Source organism: Pseudoalteromonas sp. MMG005 (assembly GCF_018101015.1).
Lineage (GTDB): Bacteria > Pseudomonadota > Gammaproteobacteria > Enterobacterales > Alteromonadaceae > Pseudoalteromonas > Pseudoalteromonas aurantia.
Window position 1 is genome coordinate 22365 of the sequence record NZ_JAGJEK010000021.1, and the last position, 17726, is coordinate 40090.

Below are 17726 nucleotides of genomic sequence, written 5' to 3' on the forward strand. Positions count from 1 at the left end.
TTTAAAACTCGACCTCTTCCATTTCACTTTCAACACGTTGCGTTAAACGTTCTTTTAATTGCTGTTTTGTTATTATCACATCACACAGCTGTGCCAATTCTTTTATATAAGGTGTGTCATACAGTACTTTTAAATCTAACGACAAGCCGAATTCGCTTTGAATATGACTAAATAGTCGAACCATCAACAGTGAATGGCCTCCTAGGTCAAAAAAGCTTGCTGTCGTGCTAATTTTACTCGTCTCTAAGTTAAGTAACTCTGCCCAAATCGCGACAAGCGCTTTCTCAGTGTCTGTTTCTGGTGCCGTATATATACCTTCGTGTGCACCCCCTTGTGGTTCGGGTAGCGCTTTTTTATCTATTTTACCATTGGGTGTTAATGGCCACTCATCCACAATCACAATTGCATTGGGCACCATATAATCAGGTAAACGTTGCATCAACGCAGACTTAATCTGGGAGGCATAATTATCAGTTAACGCATCCCCCTGCATATGGCTATGCAATTTTACATACCCACTCAATAGCGGTTGCCCATCCACGTATTGCATCATTGCGAAAGCTGAATCAACCCACTCTAATTGCGCAAGCTGTGCTTCAACTTCACCGATTTCGATTCTAAAACCACGTATTTTCACTTGATCATCTGCTCGACAAATAAATTCTAAATTGCCATCTGATATATATCGAACCATATCCCCACTTCGATAAATACGTTCCGATTTGCCAGATTCAGTTGTAAAAGTGGTGAACTTTTCTTCAGTCAAATCTGAGCGATTCAGATAACCTCGTGTCACCCCATCACCCGCAATGCATAATTCACCTATAACACCGAGAGGTGCTTGAATACCGTTATTAAGCACGTAGAGCTGAGTATTGTTTATTGGCCGACCTATTAATACACTCGCACTACACTGTGCCAAATCACGTACATCACTGACGGAATAAGTTGTACAACCAACCACCGTTTCCGTTGGTCCATATTCATTAATATATGTCGCATTTGGTAGGCATTCACCTTGCCATTTGTTTACTATTGCTGTTGTTAGCTGTTCACCACCAATCACAATGCTATGTGCATGCAGACATGGTGTCTCATTGGTGAAAAATGGAAATAAACCATCTAAATGCGTTGGCGTTATTTTAAACATCCAACTATCGCCTTGCTCAAATAGGTACCAAGATAACAACTCGAAGGTACGCAGCATGTCCTCAGGCAAAACCACCAATTCTTTACCCGATACTAACGGTGTTAATAAACTTGTCACCGTTGCATCAAAGCTCAGTGGAGAGCTCACTACAGCTCCTTTATGGTCCGGTTGCCAATATTTCTTCGCATGACATAAATAATTAACAACACCTCGATGCTCAACTAACACACCTTTTGGTTTGCCAGTTGATCCTGATGTATAAATAACATACGCCAAGTGGTTTGACGTTAACGCTTGAGCTTTGCGATTCAAATTGTTGACTGGTAAATGGCCAAATATTGAATTTGCGCTAGCCTGTGCGGTACACAAATCATCAATTTCAATCACTTGTGCGCTAAACTCTCGGTGAAGCGCGCTAAAAGCCGATTGAGTCAATATCAAATGGACATCAGCATCCTCAACCATAAACTTTAATCGTTCTAACGGATAACTTGGATCAAGCGGCACATACGCCCCACCCGCTTTTAAGATAGCCAACACCCCAACCACCATTTCCAATGATCGTTCGACACTCAGTCCAATCAGAGTGTCGGGTGTAACTTGATAATCTGTGACTAAAGCATGTGCCAATTGATTGGCTTTTTCATTCAACTCATTATAAGTAAATTCAATGCCCTCAAACACCACTGCAATATGGCTAGGGTTGGCTCTCACTTGTTCTTCAAACAATTCATGGATACACATATCTTTTGCGTAATCACTGTGCGTCTCATTCAGTGTATGCGTTAGGTGTTCCACTTCATTTTTCGGTAAAATCGATATTGCAGTTAGAGGCACATTTTGCTCAGCTTCTAAGCTCAGTAATAGACCATTCAGTGCATGTGTAAAATAGTCATGCAACTTTTCAGCACTGGTACCATTGGCTGTTTGAATTGAAATATTAAAGCCACCAGATGCATCATAGTCATCAATATTAATGAATACAGCATAGTTATTTCTTTCTTGTGCCCCTAATATGTTGCATCCACTAATGATCTCATTCTCGCCTTGCATTTCATGAGAATGACGATAGTTTAAGACTGAGTTAAATAACCCTGAACCTAAAGGCGTTAGGTTAAGTACAGACGATAATGGCGTTTGCTCAACTTCAATCAGTTCCTGCAGGTTGACCGAAACTTGTTCCACAACGTCTTTAACATTTCGCCCCGCAACTGATACTCGAAGTGGCAGAGTATTAATGGCCATGCCCATTGTTCTTTGGCTGCTGGCATAATTGTTTAGCCTACCGGACAATACCGTACCAAACGCAATATCAGTGTTATTCGTACATTGCGATGCCACTAAAGACCAAGCCGTATGCAAAATCGATGAAACATTTTGCCCAATACGCTTTGATACATTACGCAGCATGGTGGCTGTAGAAGGTTTTACATTTTTACTGAACGTTTGTTCGTCACCCTCTATTTTTGAACTAAATAACTCTGTCTTATCTTCTAAACCTGCCAGTTTATCTTGGAAATACGTCACCCCTTGGTTTTCACTGTTTTTCATCTTTGCATAGGCAACAATGTTCCGATATGGGGTGGGCGAAAGCAGCGGTTCACTTTGTTGCCCCATAATCGCGGTTAACTCTTCAACTAAAATATCTAAACCGATATGATCAATGATTAAATGATGGTGCTCAACCAGTACGATATATTCCGCTTTTTCCTCACATTTACCCACTTGCAACTTAAGAAGTGGCCCATCATGCAAACATATCCGTGATTCACGGTAGTGCTCTAATTGCGCGCGACCGGCTTCAATCGAGCCATATGCATCCAAGGTTCGATGCGTAATAGCGATTTCACACTCTTTCATCACCACTTGAGTCGGTTCAGGTAAGCCTTCCCAGAAAAAGACCGTTCTCAGTGTGTCATGCCGGTTTACCAGTACATTCATTGCATTGAAGAATCTTTCCAATACCTCTTTATTGCTAAGCTGCAGGGTAAATGATGAAAGGTATAAGTCCTCTTCCTTGTCCATAATATGGTGGAAAAGCATCCCCTCTTGCAAAGGACTAAGTGAATAAATATCACTGATGTTGCTCACGCCACCTGGGATTTTAGTGATCAATTGAGTAAGCTGCGATTCAGTGAACTCAACCATATTCAACTGTTCAACTGTAATAGACCCTTCAGATGGCTCTATAATATTTTTTGGTGGAACAAAACTATCAACGAGTTCATCATCGTGTCGTACTTTTCCCGCTAATGCATGCAAAGAGATCGGTAACAAAATATCGCTTATACTTAAGAAGTATCCCACTTCTTTCAGTTTTGATTGAATTTTTAATGCCAATAACGAATGGCCGCCTAATTCATAAAAGCCACTTGTCACACTGACATTATGGGCCTCTAACTTTAACTCGCTTGCAATGATATTCACCAATGCATGCTCAATGTTATTCTCGGGTGCTTGATAAGTCATAACTGATAAATGACTATCTGCTGATGGTAGAGCTTTTTTATCTATTTTACCATTGGGTGTTAGTGGCCACTCACTGACAACTATGATGGCAGTAGGCACCATGTAATCTGGTAGCTTCGCACTAAGCTCTGTTTTAATCTGAAGAGCAAGATCTTGTTGTCCCGCTATATCAAGCTTTTCCTTAGATTTTACATAACCAACTAATTGCGCGCTTTGTGCAATGGTATGTGCCATAACATATGCTGAGTCAACAAAGTTCGACAACGACAACTGTGCTTCGATTTCACCCAGTTCAATCCTAAAGCCCCGTATTTTAACTTGGTCATCTGCTCGTCCCACAAATTCAATATTACCATCAGGTAAATAGCGGACAAGATCTCCAGTCCGGTAAAGACGCCTTACACTCTTAATATTACTAGCATCATAATATGGATTTTCAATGAAGCGTTCATGTGTCAAGTCATGACGATTTAAGTAACCACGCGCTAAACTGTCACCCCCGATGTGTAAATCACCAATACTACCAAACGGTACTAACTCACCTTCATCACTCAAAACCAGCACAGTATTGTGGTTCAATGGGCGTCCAATTGGTGTCGCCCCATTATGTTCACTCAAATCACATGTCGTTGCATATACAATGGCTTCTGTTGGACCATAAACATGCATTAAGCTGATGTCAGGGTGATGAGCTTTAAACGTCTCAACGAGACGAGGATCACTTCTTTCCCCTCCAAATAAAACTTGTTTAATGTGCGTGCCAGATAACACCTGATTCTCTGCTAGTAAGTTAAATAAAGCGGTTGTCGTGAAAAAGTTCTCAATTTCATCTTTTTGAATCTGCAGTTTAAACCGCTCAACATCCAACACCAGATCTTGAGGGTATATGTGTAACTCAGCCGACGAAGTAAGACTGTAAAATAAATCATAAACAAAGCCGTCAAATGCATACGACGATAAGCTGGCAACCTTGCTAGAAAGCGCTTTATCCACATAAATTGGCGAAGATAGGAAAGCAACCACAGCTTGATGCTCAACCATCACCCCTTTAGGCTGACCGGTTGAACCTGATGTATAAATGACATATGCAAGGTTACTTGAATTTAAAGTGCCGGTACCTAAATCACTTTTACTACAATGACTACAAAAAGACTCATCGGTACTGCCCAAATTATCTATGGTAATATTGACGCCAGTAAAGTTAGATAATGCATTATGTGTATGCGATTGGCTCAAGATAAATTGCAAAGCCGTATCTTCACTCATGTAGCTTAGGCGCTCTTGAGGATAACTCGGATCTAGAGGTACATATGCACCACCCGCTTTTAAAATGGCAAAAATACCAATAACCATTTCCAGAGAACGCTCAACACATAAACCAATCAAGGTGTCTGGTTTCACATGATGATGCTCTACTAAATAATGTGCTAACTGGTTCGATTTCTCATTCAGTTGTCGATAAGTTAAACGTTGCCCCTCAAACACAAGTGCCGTTTTATCTGGTGTTGCGTCTACTTGAGATTCAAACAACTCATGAATACAGTCTGTTTTAGGGTATTCTTTTACTGTGTTATTCAGACCATATATTAAGTGATGTACTTCACTCTCTGATAGCACTGCTATCTGCGATAATGGCGCTTTCGTTGATTCAATATCTACCAATCCTTGTAACATGGTGACAAAATGATTAGCGATACCTACTATAAAACCATTATCATACAAAGTGTTTGCGTAGTGCCACTGACAAATCACTTCTCCATTATTTTCAATACAATTTAAATGTAATTCTAGATCCGTCTTTTGATGGGCGGGCTCTATAATGTCTATAGCCATGTTACCTAAAGTCGTTACACTCGATTCAAACGCCGAGTAAGTGAACATAACTTGTGTCATTAACTCAGCCGATAGAGAGGCTGCATTTACAATATCGTTAAGAGGCAGGTCTTTATGTTCCATGACTTCACTCAACATGTCTTGGTAACGCTTTATACTGTCACCAAAAGACTCTTGGCCATCTACTTGAAATCTAATTGGCAACGTATTGACAAAGTAACCTACCAATGACTGCAATGGTGCATCATCACGATTCGCCACTGGCGTGCCGATAAGCACGTCTTGTTGCTGGCTATATCTTGCTAACAAAATACTAAAAGCAAACTGAAACAATGTATACATGGTCATATTATGCTTACCACACATTTTTTTCAGTTCGGCCACCAACATTTTATCAACCGGAACTTGCACTGTTTCTGCAATCAATGACGTATTATCCGTCTTAGTCGCATTGCTGAGGTTTAATGACTCACATACATCACTTAAATATGTGGACCAAAATGCGCGATCAATGTCCGCTGCGTTGTGGTTAAGGTAATAATTTTGCCATTGACTAAAATGCCCATACTCATGCTGTAAACTTGGTAAACTGTATGTTTTTTCAGACTCCAGCGCACTATAAATAACATTCAGTTCTTGGTTAATGAGTTCTAATGACCACCCATCTGTTGCAATATGATGGCATTTAATGAATAGGTAATGCTCCGTATCGCCTTTACTGGCAACATGTGCTTTAAGCATCACATCTGATGCCAGATCAAATTCATGAGCTTGGAAATTAGCAATCAGCGTATCTAACGCTGCTTGGCCATTGCTATTTGTATGAATCACACTAGATTCAACAGCAAATGAATAATCGTCCAAACATACTGACGCTATCACGCCATCTGTTTCTTGGTAAGTCGTTCGCAATTGTTTATGACGGTGAATAAGCACCGCAAAAGCCTCATTTAATGCTTTAAAATCCAACCGACCGTCCAGGCGCAAAATACGGAAAAAGCAATAAGGTTGACCAGACGTGACCTGATCTAACAGCCACATCTGACGCTGACCTTTTGAAATAATAGTGCCATCATCAACGGGCTGAGAGAACATTACAGATTTTTCATTTTGTAATTCTAGTCCCGACAATATCTCTATGATCTTTGACTTATTTTCCTTAATGAAATTTACTTGCTCTAGTTGCAAGACATCTTTTGGTGCATTGACTTTCAACTGGTTGTTATCAACGCTCAACATCACTTGATTATTCAGACAATAATCTAAAAAGGTACTAATATTCATAACTAAATTGCTCTTCTTTTTTTAGGCGGTAGCTAAGCTAGGTAAATGCGTCGGCTCACTTTGGCGTATCGCGAATTGCTCAACTTCTTTCACCGCGCCTGATTCCATTTTTATGACCTTATCGGCACAATCGAAGTACCTATCATCATGTGTGATGGCGACGACCAGCTTTCCTGCTGTTCTCAGCTCTGGCAGCACCTCGGTATAAAAGAAATCTTTAAACTCAGGGTCTTGATCCGCAGCCCATTCATCAAAAATATAAATATCTTTGTCTTCCATCAAAGCCACAAGTAAAGCTAAGCGACGTCTTTGACCATCAGACAGTTTAGTGGTTGTGAATATATTACCAATGAGCTCAGTTTTTCCGGTCAGTTTAAACATATCCAAGTAGCGTTTTACTTTATCTTGGTCAATATCATCTGTGGGTATATAGAGCTTCTTAAATAAATGATAATTCGAAAAAATAACCCCAACACGCTCTCTTACTGCCATCAAATTCGTTTCTGTTACCGCGGTGTCATCAAATTGCACACTGCCTTGTGTTGGACGATAATGGAATGAAATAAGCTTACTTAATGTTGATTTTCCTGAACCATTACCACCGACAATAAAGTAAATATGACCTTTTTCGAACTCCAAACTAATGGGTTTAATTGCAAAAGTTTCTTCTAATTCATCTGACTTATATTGATATTGCACATTTAATAGAGATAGCTTTTGCCATTCATCTTTAACCGCACCAGCCTCATTTAAACTATAAACCTCTGGCTCAAGCGTTTGTAATTGATGAATTCGCTCTAATGACACTTGTGCAATTTTTAGTGTTTGCATCATCGATAATATGCCTGCAATTGGCCCTGTAATATACAGCAATGCCATTACCACTCCGAAAGCGCTTGTGTCTGAACTTAATAAATCACTTGGTAAAAGAAATACCACTCCCCCAATGACAAAAAAACAAATCATCTCACTGGCATTGCCTGCTAAATGGATAACCGCGTCACCTTTCTTTTCTTTATTTGTCGAACTACTCAATGGTGCTGCAATCTCTTCCGCCAGAAACTTTCTGCCTTTGCTATGACTTAACTTCATTTCATAAGCACCAAAAATAAGTCCTCTGATACCTTCTTGTAAGATGTCTTTATCTTCACGAGAACGAGTGTAGAGCCCTTTTGCAAATAACACTGGCAATTGAAATAACAACACACCAAATACTATCGCCACGCAAATAAAAGCAAACACTTGCAAATTTAGATAGGCTAAGTAAGTGAGCATACCTAGCACTGTCACAAAGGAGACGATCATCATAGGTATCGCCACGGCTGCATCTGTAATACGATTGACATCGTCAACTACAATAGTCAGTATTTTTGAAAAACCGATACGCTCAACGGTATCAACACCAAGCGCTTGTATTCGCTCTGCAACTTTTAACTTTAAATCGGCAGACGCAGACTTTGCAATATTATTCACAAATATTACCGATGTCACTTTCGTCAATAATATCGCAGCAACAAATGCAAAAAAGCCAGTGGAACCATCTTCCAAAATAACATACCCAGACACTTCAAGCTGTCCGTTTTCTAGTCCACTCAAAATAAAAGGAATAATCAAACTATAGAGTGCGCCCGATAACATCCCAAGGACCACGGCAAATATCAGTTGTCGCGGAGAAAAGTTATATAGCAACCTACTAAGTGAAGTTAGCTCTTTATTTTTATTCATTGTTTTGTGCCTTATTAAAATATCAGCTCTTCGCTATTTGAATCATTTACAATTGTCGCTTGGAGTAATTGCAGCTTGTTTTTATCGCGCTCAGAATCTATTTTCATCGCACACAATCGAATGGTTGGTGCAGTAAAAAATGCTGAAATTGATAAACTCACTTGAAAAACGTCATTCGCTTTGGCAACTAACTTACTCGCCAGCAAAGAATGCCCGCCTAATTCAAAGAAATTATCTTCCACTGAAATAGAATCAAGCTCAAACAAGTCACACCATAGATTTTGCATCGTTTTCTCTGTCGGCGTTGCCGGTGCAATATAAACACTTTTCAACTGCGGAATAGGTAACGATTTACGATCAATTTTCCCGTTGGCATTAAGCGGTAATGCATCCAGTTGGCTAAACAATGTCGGCCTCATTGAGACTGGTAAGTGCTCAGTTAACTGCGCTTTGATTTGTGCCAGAGCGTCTTCACTGTCTGCCCCGTGCTTAATACTGTAATACAGTACCAATAAAACATCGGTGTCATTCATCAATTGAGGATGCACAACACAGTGAGTCACCACGCTTATGTCATTAACGCAGCTTTCGATTTCACCTAATTCGATTCTCACGCCTCTTAAACTGATCTGATTGTCTAACCGGCCTAAGAACTCATAGTGGCCATCCAAATGGCATTTTACTCGGTCACCCGTTTTGTATACTCGTTGCGCTGTACTTTCGTCATAAGTGAAGTGTTTATCCGTTTGCTGCTTGTTGCCAACATAGGCGGCGGCTAATGACAACCCAGCCACATACAATTCACCACTTAACCCTTTCGGTTGTATCGCACCAAACTGGTTCATTACCAAGTAATTCACATTGGGATGAGGCTGACCAATACAGTAATTTAATGCTGAGACCGACTTTGGATCATAACTACTGCTCACCACCGATGACTCCGTCATACCATATAAAACCCGAACTTCAACATCTTCACGCCAAGCGTGTATTTTTTTCAAAAGCGTGTCTGGCACAGGCTCACCGCCAACCAATAACAACCTCAAATCAGGGTAACAGTCATCACCATAGGCTTTCACTTCATCGATCCAAGGCCCCATTAGGCTCGGCACAGCATGCAATACTGACACCTGCTGTGTTTTTTCAATTAGTTGAGGCAATAAAGATACATCATCTCGAGTAATAATCTCAATTTTCCCGCCACTTAATAATGGCACCAAAATTTCAAGCAATGACACACCAAAAGCTTGTGAGCCAATCGTTGGCATCGTGTCATTTTGATTAAAGTTAAATACTTCTTTATTTGCCTGTAGTGAATAATAGATACTGCTATGTGGTACAGCGACTCCTTTAGGCACTCCAGTTGAGCCTGATGTATATAACACGTAGGCAATGTCTGCCTCAGTCAATACCGGGTAAGCGACTTTAACTTCGCTTTTTTGTAATTGCGCCACCGTCACAACCTCAAAATGCGACTGCGAATTGTTGATTGGAAAATGCCCGTCTTGCGTCACTACACATGCCAATTCCGCATTTTGACAGATCTGCGCTACGCGTGCCTGCGGATAACTGGGATCAAGCGGTACATAGGTATAACCAGCACGCATAATTGCCAACATAGCGACCACCATATCGATGGATTTTTCCATGTAAACACCAATTCTGCTTTTGGGGGCATAATGAGTGTCCAGAAAATGGCTTGCAGCTCGAGAAAGTCGATCCACCAACTGTCCATAAGTTAACTGCTCCGAATAATGGCTAATCGCTACTCTGTTTGCATAATCGCTTGCTTGTTCTGTGATCAGCTCCGGTAAACTCTTAAAAACTGGGAACCGATTCGGTTCAATGATCTCAGCTGTTGCATCATGCTTAAAGTGAATACTTGAGAAAGCCATGGTTGGAGACGCAATGAGCTGCGCAATAAAATGCTCTAGATAACGCGCTAAATGCTGAACCCAATCATCACTAAATAAGTGCGTATTGTATTCCCATACAAACTCCAGCTGTTCGCCTTTTGTATAAATATGAATCGAGAAGTCGAACTTTGACACATCTTGATCATTATCCATGAGTTCTACTTGGCAGCCATCAAGACGAAATTGCTCTAATGCATTGTCTTGTGCAACTAACATAATTTGCACCAAAGGCAGATGATTGGCTTGACGCTCTATATTGGCAAGTTCAACGATCTGCTCAAAAGGAACATATTGATACTGCTTCGCATTTTTCACTAGCTTTTGACACTGAATGACTGCTGTGGATAAGCTATCTTCAGCACTGAATTGGAATCTAAAAGGCAATGTATTCGCAAACATACCCACCGTATTAGCAACATTCTCGCCACTACGATTTCCATAAACAGAGCCAAATACAATATCTTGGCTATCACTCATTCTTGATAAGTAACACGCAAATACCGATTGCAATAGAGAAAAACTAGACACTCCTTGTTCTTGCGCACATTGTTTCAACTGACTCGATAAGTCTTTATTTAGCGTCTGCTTCCATCGCTTCCCTTGCACACTCAGCGTGGTAGGTCTAGGGTATTGTATTGGAAAGTTATGACAACTTGACACCCCTTCCAATAGCGCCTGCCAATATGTAACACCTTCTTTTGCATGATCTGACGTTAAGTACGCCTGTTGCCAATCACTGAAATCTGCATACTGCGCAACCCGATGAACCGTGCTACATGGTTGTGCATATTCAGCTGCGAGAGTCTGTAAAATCACCTTTGCAGAGAAGCCATCAGCGGCAATATGGTGAATATTAATGCTCAATACATAATAAGTGTCTAGTTCATAAACATGAACGCGAATCGGCCACTCTTTTGATAAATCAAAGCGATAATTTGCTTCACATTTCAGCGCCTCTACCAAAGACGCTTCATCACGCAGTTTAGAGTGGGGTAAAACAAAATCATGCTGCGACTGAATATGCTGCGTCTCTTCTGGCTTACTATATATCGTTCTTAATACATCATTGTTGGCAATGAGTCGATTAAATGCATGTTGCAGTTTTTCCAATTGTAGCGAGCCCGTAATTTTATACGCCACGGGTAAGTTATAATATGGCTGTTCTGCAAGTGACTCTAATAGATACATGCTTTTTTGATGGCTTGTCATTTGTGTACTATAAGCGTGTGCTCGAGTGCATATTGCGACATCAAACACATTGCTCTTTTCACCACTTAAACCAATAATTTCATGCTTATACTTTTTAAGCGCTTGTATCTCTGAACTCGATAAGGTATCAACATGGCCTTCTAATACAAGCTGCCCATCTTGGCATTGCAAAGTAACGCCTTTTTGAGCCAATATTTCCAGTAATTCCGCTAACCTCATAATACTAACTGCCCCGCACTCGCAGCGCTTTTTTGCTTACCTGCATGCAAGTTAGCCATACTTTGCTTTAGCGATACATAATCAGCCATAGCGCGAATACTATGATGCTCTAACAGGTCTCGTTCAACTAAATCTATGGCATCAAAAGTGCGACCAACCTCTGCTGCAATCTCTATTGCATTGATTGAGTCACCACCCAATTGATAAAATGGCGCAGTAACAGAAGCCTGCTCTAATGCTAAGTGTTTACACCACACTTGATGTATGGCTTCCTCAATGACAGTGGCTGGTTGCACTATTTCCGCCACTTCACTGGTCGCATCTACGCTAAACAAAGCTGGCATTGTATCATTTTGCCAATTTGCCTTAGCTTGCTTACGCTGAATTTTCCCACTTGACGTCATTGGAATTGAATACGGTTTCAATAAAACCACTTCAGTTACTTGCACTTCACATTGCTGATAGACATGAGCACGAATACTGTCCGTCACCGCTTTATAATCCGCTTTTCTAAAGGCTTCTCGAGTTAGCTCTGTCACTAGTACCAATTCTTCTTCACCCGCTCTATCGACAGAAAATGCAGCACTATAACCGCTGCGTACAGCGTCATGCGCTTCACTTGCTGCATGCTCAATATCCTGGGGGTAATAGTTTTTCCCTTGGAAAATAACCAAGTCCTTATGGCGACCCGTTATATATAGCTGCTGATCCTGTAGCACTCCCAAATCACCCGTTCTCAAGTAAACTGGCTTACTTTGTTCACCATTGAGTTGGGTATAACTTTGTGCAAATACCTGCGCAGAAATATCCTCCAGTTTCCAATACCCTGACGCAACACTTGGACCTGCGAACCAAACCTCACCGACCTCACCTTCTGGTAATTGTATTTTTGTATTGGGATCAACCACACACACATGATGATCTTGCTCAGCATAACCACAGCTCACTAACTCACTTGTCAACACGGTGTGATTTTCATCAACTAAGTCTAATTTAAACGAACCAAGTGATGCTTTATCGCATACCAACATAGGAGGCTGATGGTCTCGTGTCACACCAGTAATGAATACCGTTGCCTCTGCCATCCCATAACCTGGGTAAAAACCTTGGCCATCAAAGCCACACTGTTCAAATCGTGCAGAAAAGTCTCGCAGTGTATCAGCATTCACTGGTTCGGCCGCATTATACGCCACTTTCCATGATGACAAGTCTAAATTATCTAGCGCTGAGTCTGATATTTTTTTAGTACATAGGTTATAAGCAAAGTTAGGCGCACCACACATGGTGCCCTTGTAATCATGAATGGCTTGTAGCCAGTTGATCGGTTCTCTTACAAACGTCGCTGGAGACATTAAAGTCGAGCTTGTTCCCAAGTATACAGGCCACAAAATGGCGGTCACTAAACCTAGGTCATGAAACAGCGGTAACCAATTTACAAATATATCTTCATGTGTCGCACTGGCAGTATGCGTGAGGTGCGTCACATTTCCAATAATATTCTTATGGGAAATCATAACCCCTTTTGGGGCCCCTGTAGAACCAGACGTATACTGTAAAAAGGCAACTTGCTCTAACTCAAGTTCACTACTTTTATAACGTTCACCTAATGGTAAGGTGTCTACTGCTATTGGCTGTACTTGCGCTTGTAGTGCACTATCATGTGCAAAACATTCATTAATTTTATCCATTTCACTTGAGATAGTCAGTGCGACTTTTGCATCACAGCTTTGTGCTACCTTCGTAATTCTATCTACTTTATTGCTCTTGCTGGGCGGGTATAGAGGAACCGCTATAATACCCGCAGCTAAACATGCATAGAAAGTAACGACATAATCTAACCCTGACGGAAACAAAAGTAATACACACTCACCAGGCTGTGCTCTTAGTCTAATTTGCTCGGCTCTTAACTGCACAGCCTCCCACAACTGACTATGACTTAAACTTACTGGTGTTAAGTCTTTATCACTTAAAAAACGAAAAGCAATGTCATGTGGCTTATCGAGACTGTTTTTTTCAAGAAAATCTATAATCGTGTACTTCATGTTAACCCCTAATATGCGCCAGCTAGTTCTAATTGCTCAAATAAATTTTGGATACTTGTTTTTTCAAATTGTGAAGTACGCTTTTTCTTCTCGATAAACTCAAACATCGTGCCGGAGTTTTTATCTCTGAGTGTGAAAATCTGCTTCAACTGATCGCCATGAATAATATTGGTCGAAAACTGCAAACCAGTCTGCATTAAACGGGATTTTGCCTCTTCAACATCATCAACTTCAATGGCCACATGTTGTACACCAGGACCATACTCTGCAACAAACCTAGAAACTTGAGATTCTTTATTCGTACCTTGCACCAATACGATGGTAAAACCATTACCACATAATTCGGCTGCTAACATACCAGAGAACTGACCTTTTACTTCTCGTTGCTTTAGTAGTTCAAACCCTAAAATACCGCAGTAAAAATCAATGGCTGATTCTAGATCTAAAACCGCAATGGCCAAGTGATCGATACGTGTTGCATGATTTAATATCTGTTTCATTTTATTCTTCCTTACTTGCACATATAACGGCCGACTTATTGATCATGAGTTTTAATTTCTATTTTTATTCATAATCTTGGTTTAAGTGGCAATTAGTTAACTTCAATATTTAAAAATTGTTCTCTCCACCTGCTGACTATATGGCTATATACAGTCAGCAGGTTTATGGCTAATCTAAAAAGACAATTCCTGAACAGTGTTACGACTTACATTACTGACTAATCTCCAACGCGTTGCCAACGATAAACCCAATTAAAATGCACTGGTACAGCGCCAGTTGTAAGCGGTTCACCCCAAGCGGTCGCGTTGTATGTTGAAACCAATTTATTACCGTTGCTATGTAAAAACTTAAATTTACGTATATGACCAAACTTTAAAGTACTCTCGTCAGTCCCAATCAGTTGCAGTTGGCTTTTACAAAGATCTAGCTCTGTTACTAATACACCATCATGTTGTTCACATTCAAAGCTCACAATTTCTCGCTCATCTGTGACAGCCCAAAAGCCACTAAAGCTAATTGGTCCAGCTTGAATAAGTATTTCACCATTCTCTTTGAACTCAACATCAACCGTTGATAACCCATCCGTATTCTCAAGCGTAAAGCGACCAGGTACTAATGTGTTAGGATCAACATATCCTTGCGTTAAGAAGTCATGTCCGTATATATCATTACTTTCATTTTGATAAATCGCACTGTAGCCACCGAGTACAGTTCCTGTAAACCCTAAGTCCCAGCTTATGCCATTAGCTAAAGCAACATGCACTTGTTGATCATTCTTATATTCCCAAGTGAATGTTTGAGTATTCTCTGCATTGTCACTACTTGGGTCTATAAACGAAATCACGCCTGTATTTCCTTCATGAAAAACAATCTGGTGACCTGCACCATCCGCCGATGCACTAAAGCCTGCAGGTATTTTAGAATAGTAAGTCTCATTTAAGTTAATGCTAAGATCGCTTAACAGCGCAACGGACTCTTTTGTCACTATGGTATGGCGCTCTGTAACCTTAAACTGTGACAAATCTAATTGAGATGCGGTTAGATTGTCCGGCATAACTATCTTACGTGTGATCAGGTAATCAATAACGACACTATCACCGAGTCCACTTCTCAACACAACATCACTTATTTGACTTTCTACATCTAATAACACATCAGCTTCATTCGCCACTTTAAAGCGCTGTGGTTCACTTAATGTGGTACCTTCATGTTTATCAAATATGATGCTGTGATCCGATTGCTTAACAGCCCCAGACAAGCGCACATATTTGTGTGTTGAAGCAGTACTAATTGGAAGCAATAAATTAACTACATCGTCATTTACGACCATTTCCAAAGGGCGATCGAAATTATCTGATAACTTCAAAAACTGTTTGCCCGCATGCAGCTGTGTATCACTAAATTCATTTCTAACAACCCGCTCTGAAGTCGTACTTTCGTAAACGCCATCTAAGTCACCGTCTGTTTTGATTTCCCAAGTTGCAGCACTGATATCTGAGCCGCTTAATGTAATTTGTTTTTTTGCACTCACATTACAATAATCTAACGGGACGATACCACATGTTCCATCAACGATATTTAGCGTCACGATCCCAGCAGAATCTAAGCTCCAATGAAATTTTTGAACGATGCCATCATGACTATACCGTCCTGTCTGTACTTGAGACTGTTGCACAAACGAGTTAGAGAAAACTTGATTAAAGTGACTTCCATGAAACTCTATCTGTGCAGTATCTCCCTTCCAGCTACCCAATAACGCATATTCACTTTTAACTTTAAATGCTTTTTTCTCACTTACGACTTGTGTTTCATTATATTGTTGGCTGCCGCACCCTGCAACTAACGCTAAAGCGCCTAATATAACCATGTATTTCATGTAAACTATCTCCTATTCATATTTATCGGTCAGCGACAGCTGAGTCACTATGTGCACCTATTTATCGACAGTCACTCTCTGTGCTAATACGCCACTAAATAAACGATTTAAAAAACCAACTTCAGTGTTCGATAACTCACCCATTACCTCTTTTAACGAAATATATAATTTCACATACTGGTATTTTTCTTGGATCAGCTGAACCTTCTCTGACATTAACCGAGCGCGGTTATCTAACACTCGACTAAATGGCCCTAGGCCACTGAAATATTCATCTTCCGAATTTTTCAATGCTAATTCTACCGCCTCAACAGCCAGCCCATTCGCAGCTAATGAGTGTGAAATTGCACGCAAAGTTCTATGGTTTTTCAATATTTGCTGCTTAACCTCCAACTGTTTAAGCTTTTTCATGTATTTCGCGCGTTCCATAGAAAGCTTTGCTTCACTGCTCGCAGAACTTACACCTCCGCCATTATAAATTGGCATTTCCAAATACACGCCAATATTCCAGCCATGCCGATTTAATGTATCTGGGTGCTGAAAGTTGTACGTCGAATCGGTATTACTATCGGTGTAACTCAACCGACTCGTCACGGTAGGCAAGTGCTTCGCCTTTTTTGCTTTCCAATTCTCATTCGCAACCGTCAAATCTAAACTCGCAAGTTTAAACCCCCAGTTATTCTTAAACTTTTTTTGTAAATGTGTGATTGACTCAGCGGGATTATGCAGTACCGGTATTTCACCAGATAAAGCATGAATAGCATCTACATCAACTTGCGTGACTAAAGATAATTGCTCAAAAGCCAAAGCGAGATCATTTTTTGCAAGTATTTCATCAGACTCAACTTTGAGCTGCTGTGATTCTGACTCTTTCAATTCACTGATTTTGACTAAGCCCACCGCATAGCGATTAGTAATAATACTACTTTGCTTTTCATATGCATCTAGCGTCTCTTGAATAAAGAGTAACTTCTCTTGCGCTTCTACTACATCTAAGTATGCAGATAAAAAATCACTGGTATAGGTAGACAATGCTTGTTGAAATTTGACTTTGGCCTGAGTCGAGCCGTACTGACTACCTTTATAATCATAGTAGGCTGGCAAATCAAATAATCGCTGACTCAGTCCTAATTCATATTCCGCAGCATCCGATGCTGATTTTTGCGCCCCTTTATATTGCAATAGATTATGAGTATCTAACGCCTGTGTTTGAGCATCATAACGCACATGCGCTGATAACTTTAACTGGGGTAATAGCTGCGCAAAAGACTGCTTCTCACCTTCTAGCCCCGCCAAATATGCAACACGCTCAGCATTGACAGATAAGTTATTTTTAACCCCGTTACTGTATAACTCGATAAGCGTACTGCCATGAGCAGCACTCATGTATGTCAGTGACATGCAAAGACAAATTAGATTAAACTTCAACGAAACCCCCTACCTCTAACGATAAATAGATCTATCTCACGAGTGAGATATTGAAATAATAAAGACACGCCATA

The 17726-nt window shown here is 40.5% G+C and carries 7 protein-coding genes; all 7 read right to left on the reverse strand.

Translation table 11 applies throughout. The annotated features are described in order from the left end of the window. Window position 1: 1 nt before the first annotated feature. The 7 genes from J8M01_RS16655 to J8M01_RS16685 all read right to left on the reverse strand — a co-directional run bounded on the left by J8M01_RS16655 (window position 2) and on the right by J8M01_RS16685 (window position 17652). Window positions 2–6736, reverse strand: a complete 6735-nt coding sequence (locus tag J8M01_RS16655) for a non-ribosomal peptide synthetase (RefSeq protein ID WP_211058711.1) — start codon at window positions 6734–6736, stop codon at window positions 2–4. Between the two features lie 21 nt (window positions 6737–6757). Further along, window positions 6758–8461, reverse strand: a complete 1704-nt coding sequence (locus J8M01_RS16660; protein ID WP_211058712.1) for a cyclic peptide export ABC transporter — start codon at window positions 8459–8461, stop codon at window positions 6758–6760. 14 nt (window positions 8462–8475) lie between these two features. Next, complete coding sequence (locus J8M01_RS16665; RefSeq protein WP_211058713.1) at window positions 8476–11805, reverse strand: non-ribosomal peptide synthetase; 3330 nt, start codon at window positions 11803–11805, stop codon at window positions 8476–8478. Next, a complete protein-coding gene (locus J8M01_RS16670) occupies window positions 11802–13847 on the reverse strand; it encodes an AMP-binding protein (protein WP_211058714.1) in 2046 nt (681 codons plus the stop codon). Before J8M01_RS16670 ends, J8M01_RS16665 begins: the two co-directional genes overlap by 4 nt. An 8-nt stretch (window positions 13848–13855) precedes the next feature. Beyond that, window positions 13856–14347, reverse strand: coding sequence for a VOC family protein (locus J8M01_RS16675; RefSeq protein WP_119862558.1), 492 nt, complete (start codon window positions 14345–14347; stop codon window positions 13856–13858). Window positions 14348–14565: 218 nt separating this feature from the next. Then, window positions 14566–16224, reverse strand: coding sequence for a hypothetical protein (locus tag J8M01_RS16680; protein WP_211058715.1), 1659 nt, complete (start codon window positions 16222–16224; stop codon window positions 14566–14568). Window positions 16225–16281: 57 nt separating this feature from the next. Further along, complete coding sequence (locus tag J8M01_RS16685; protein WP_247671176.1) at window positions 16282–17652, reverse strand: TolC family protein; 1371 nt, start codon at window positions 17650–17652, stop codon at window positions 16282–16284. Window positions 17653–17726: the final 74 nt, after the last annotated feature.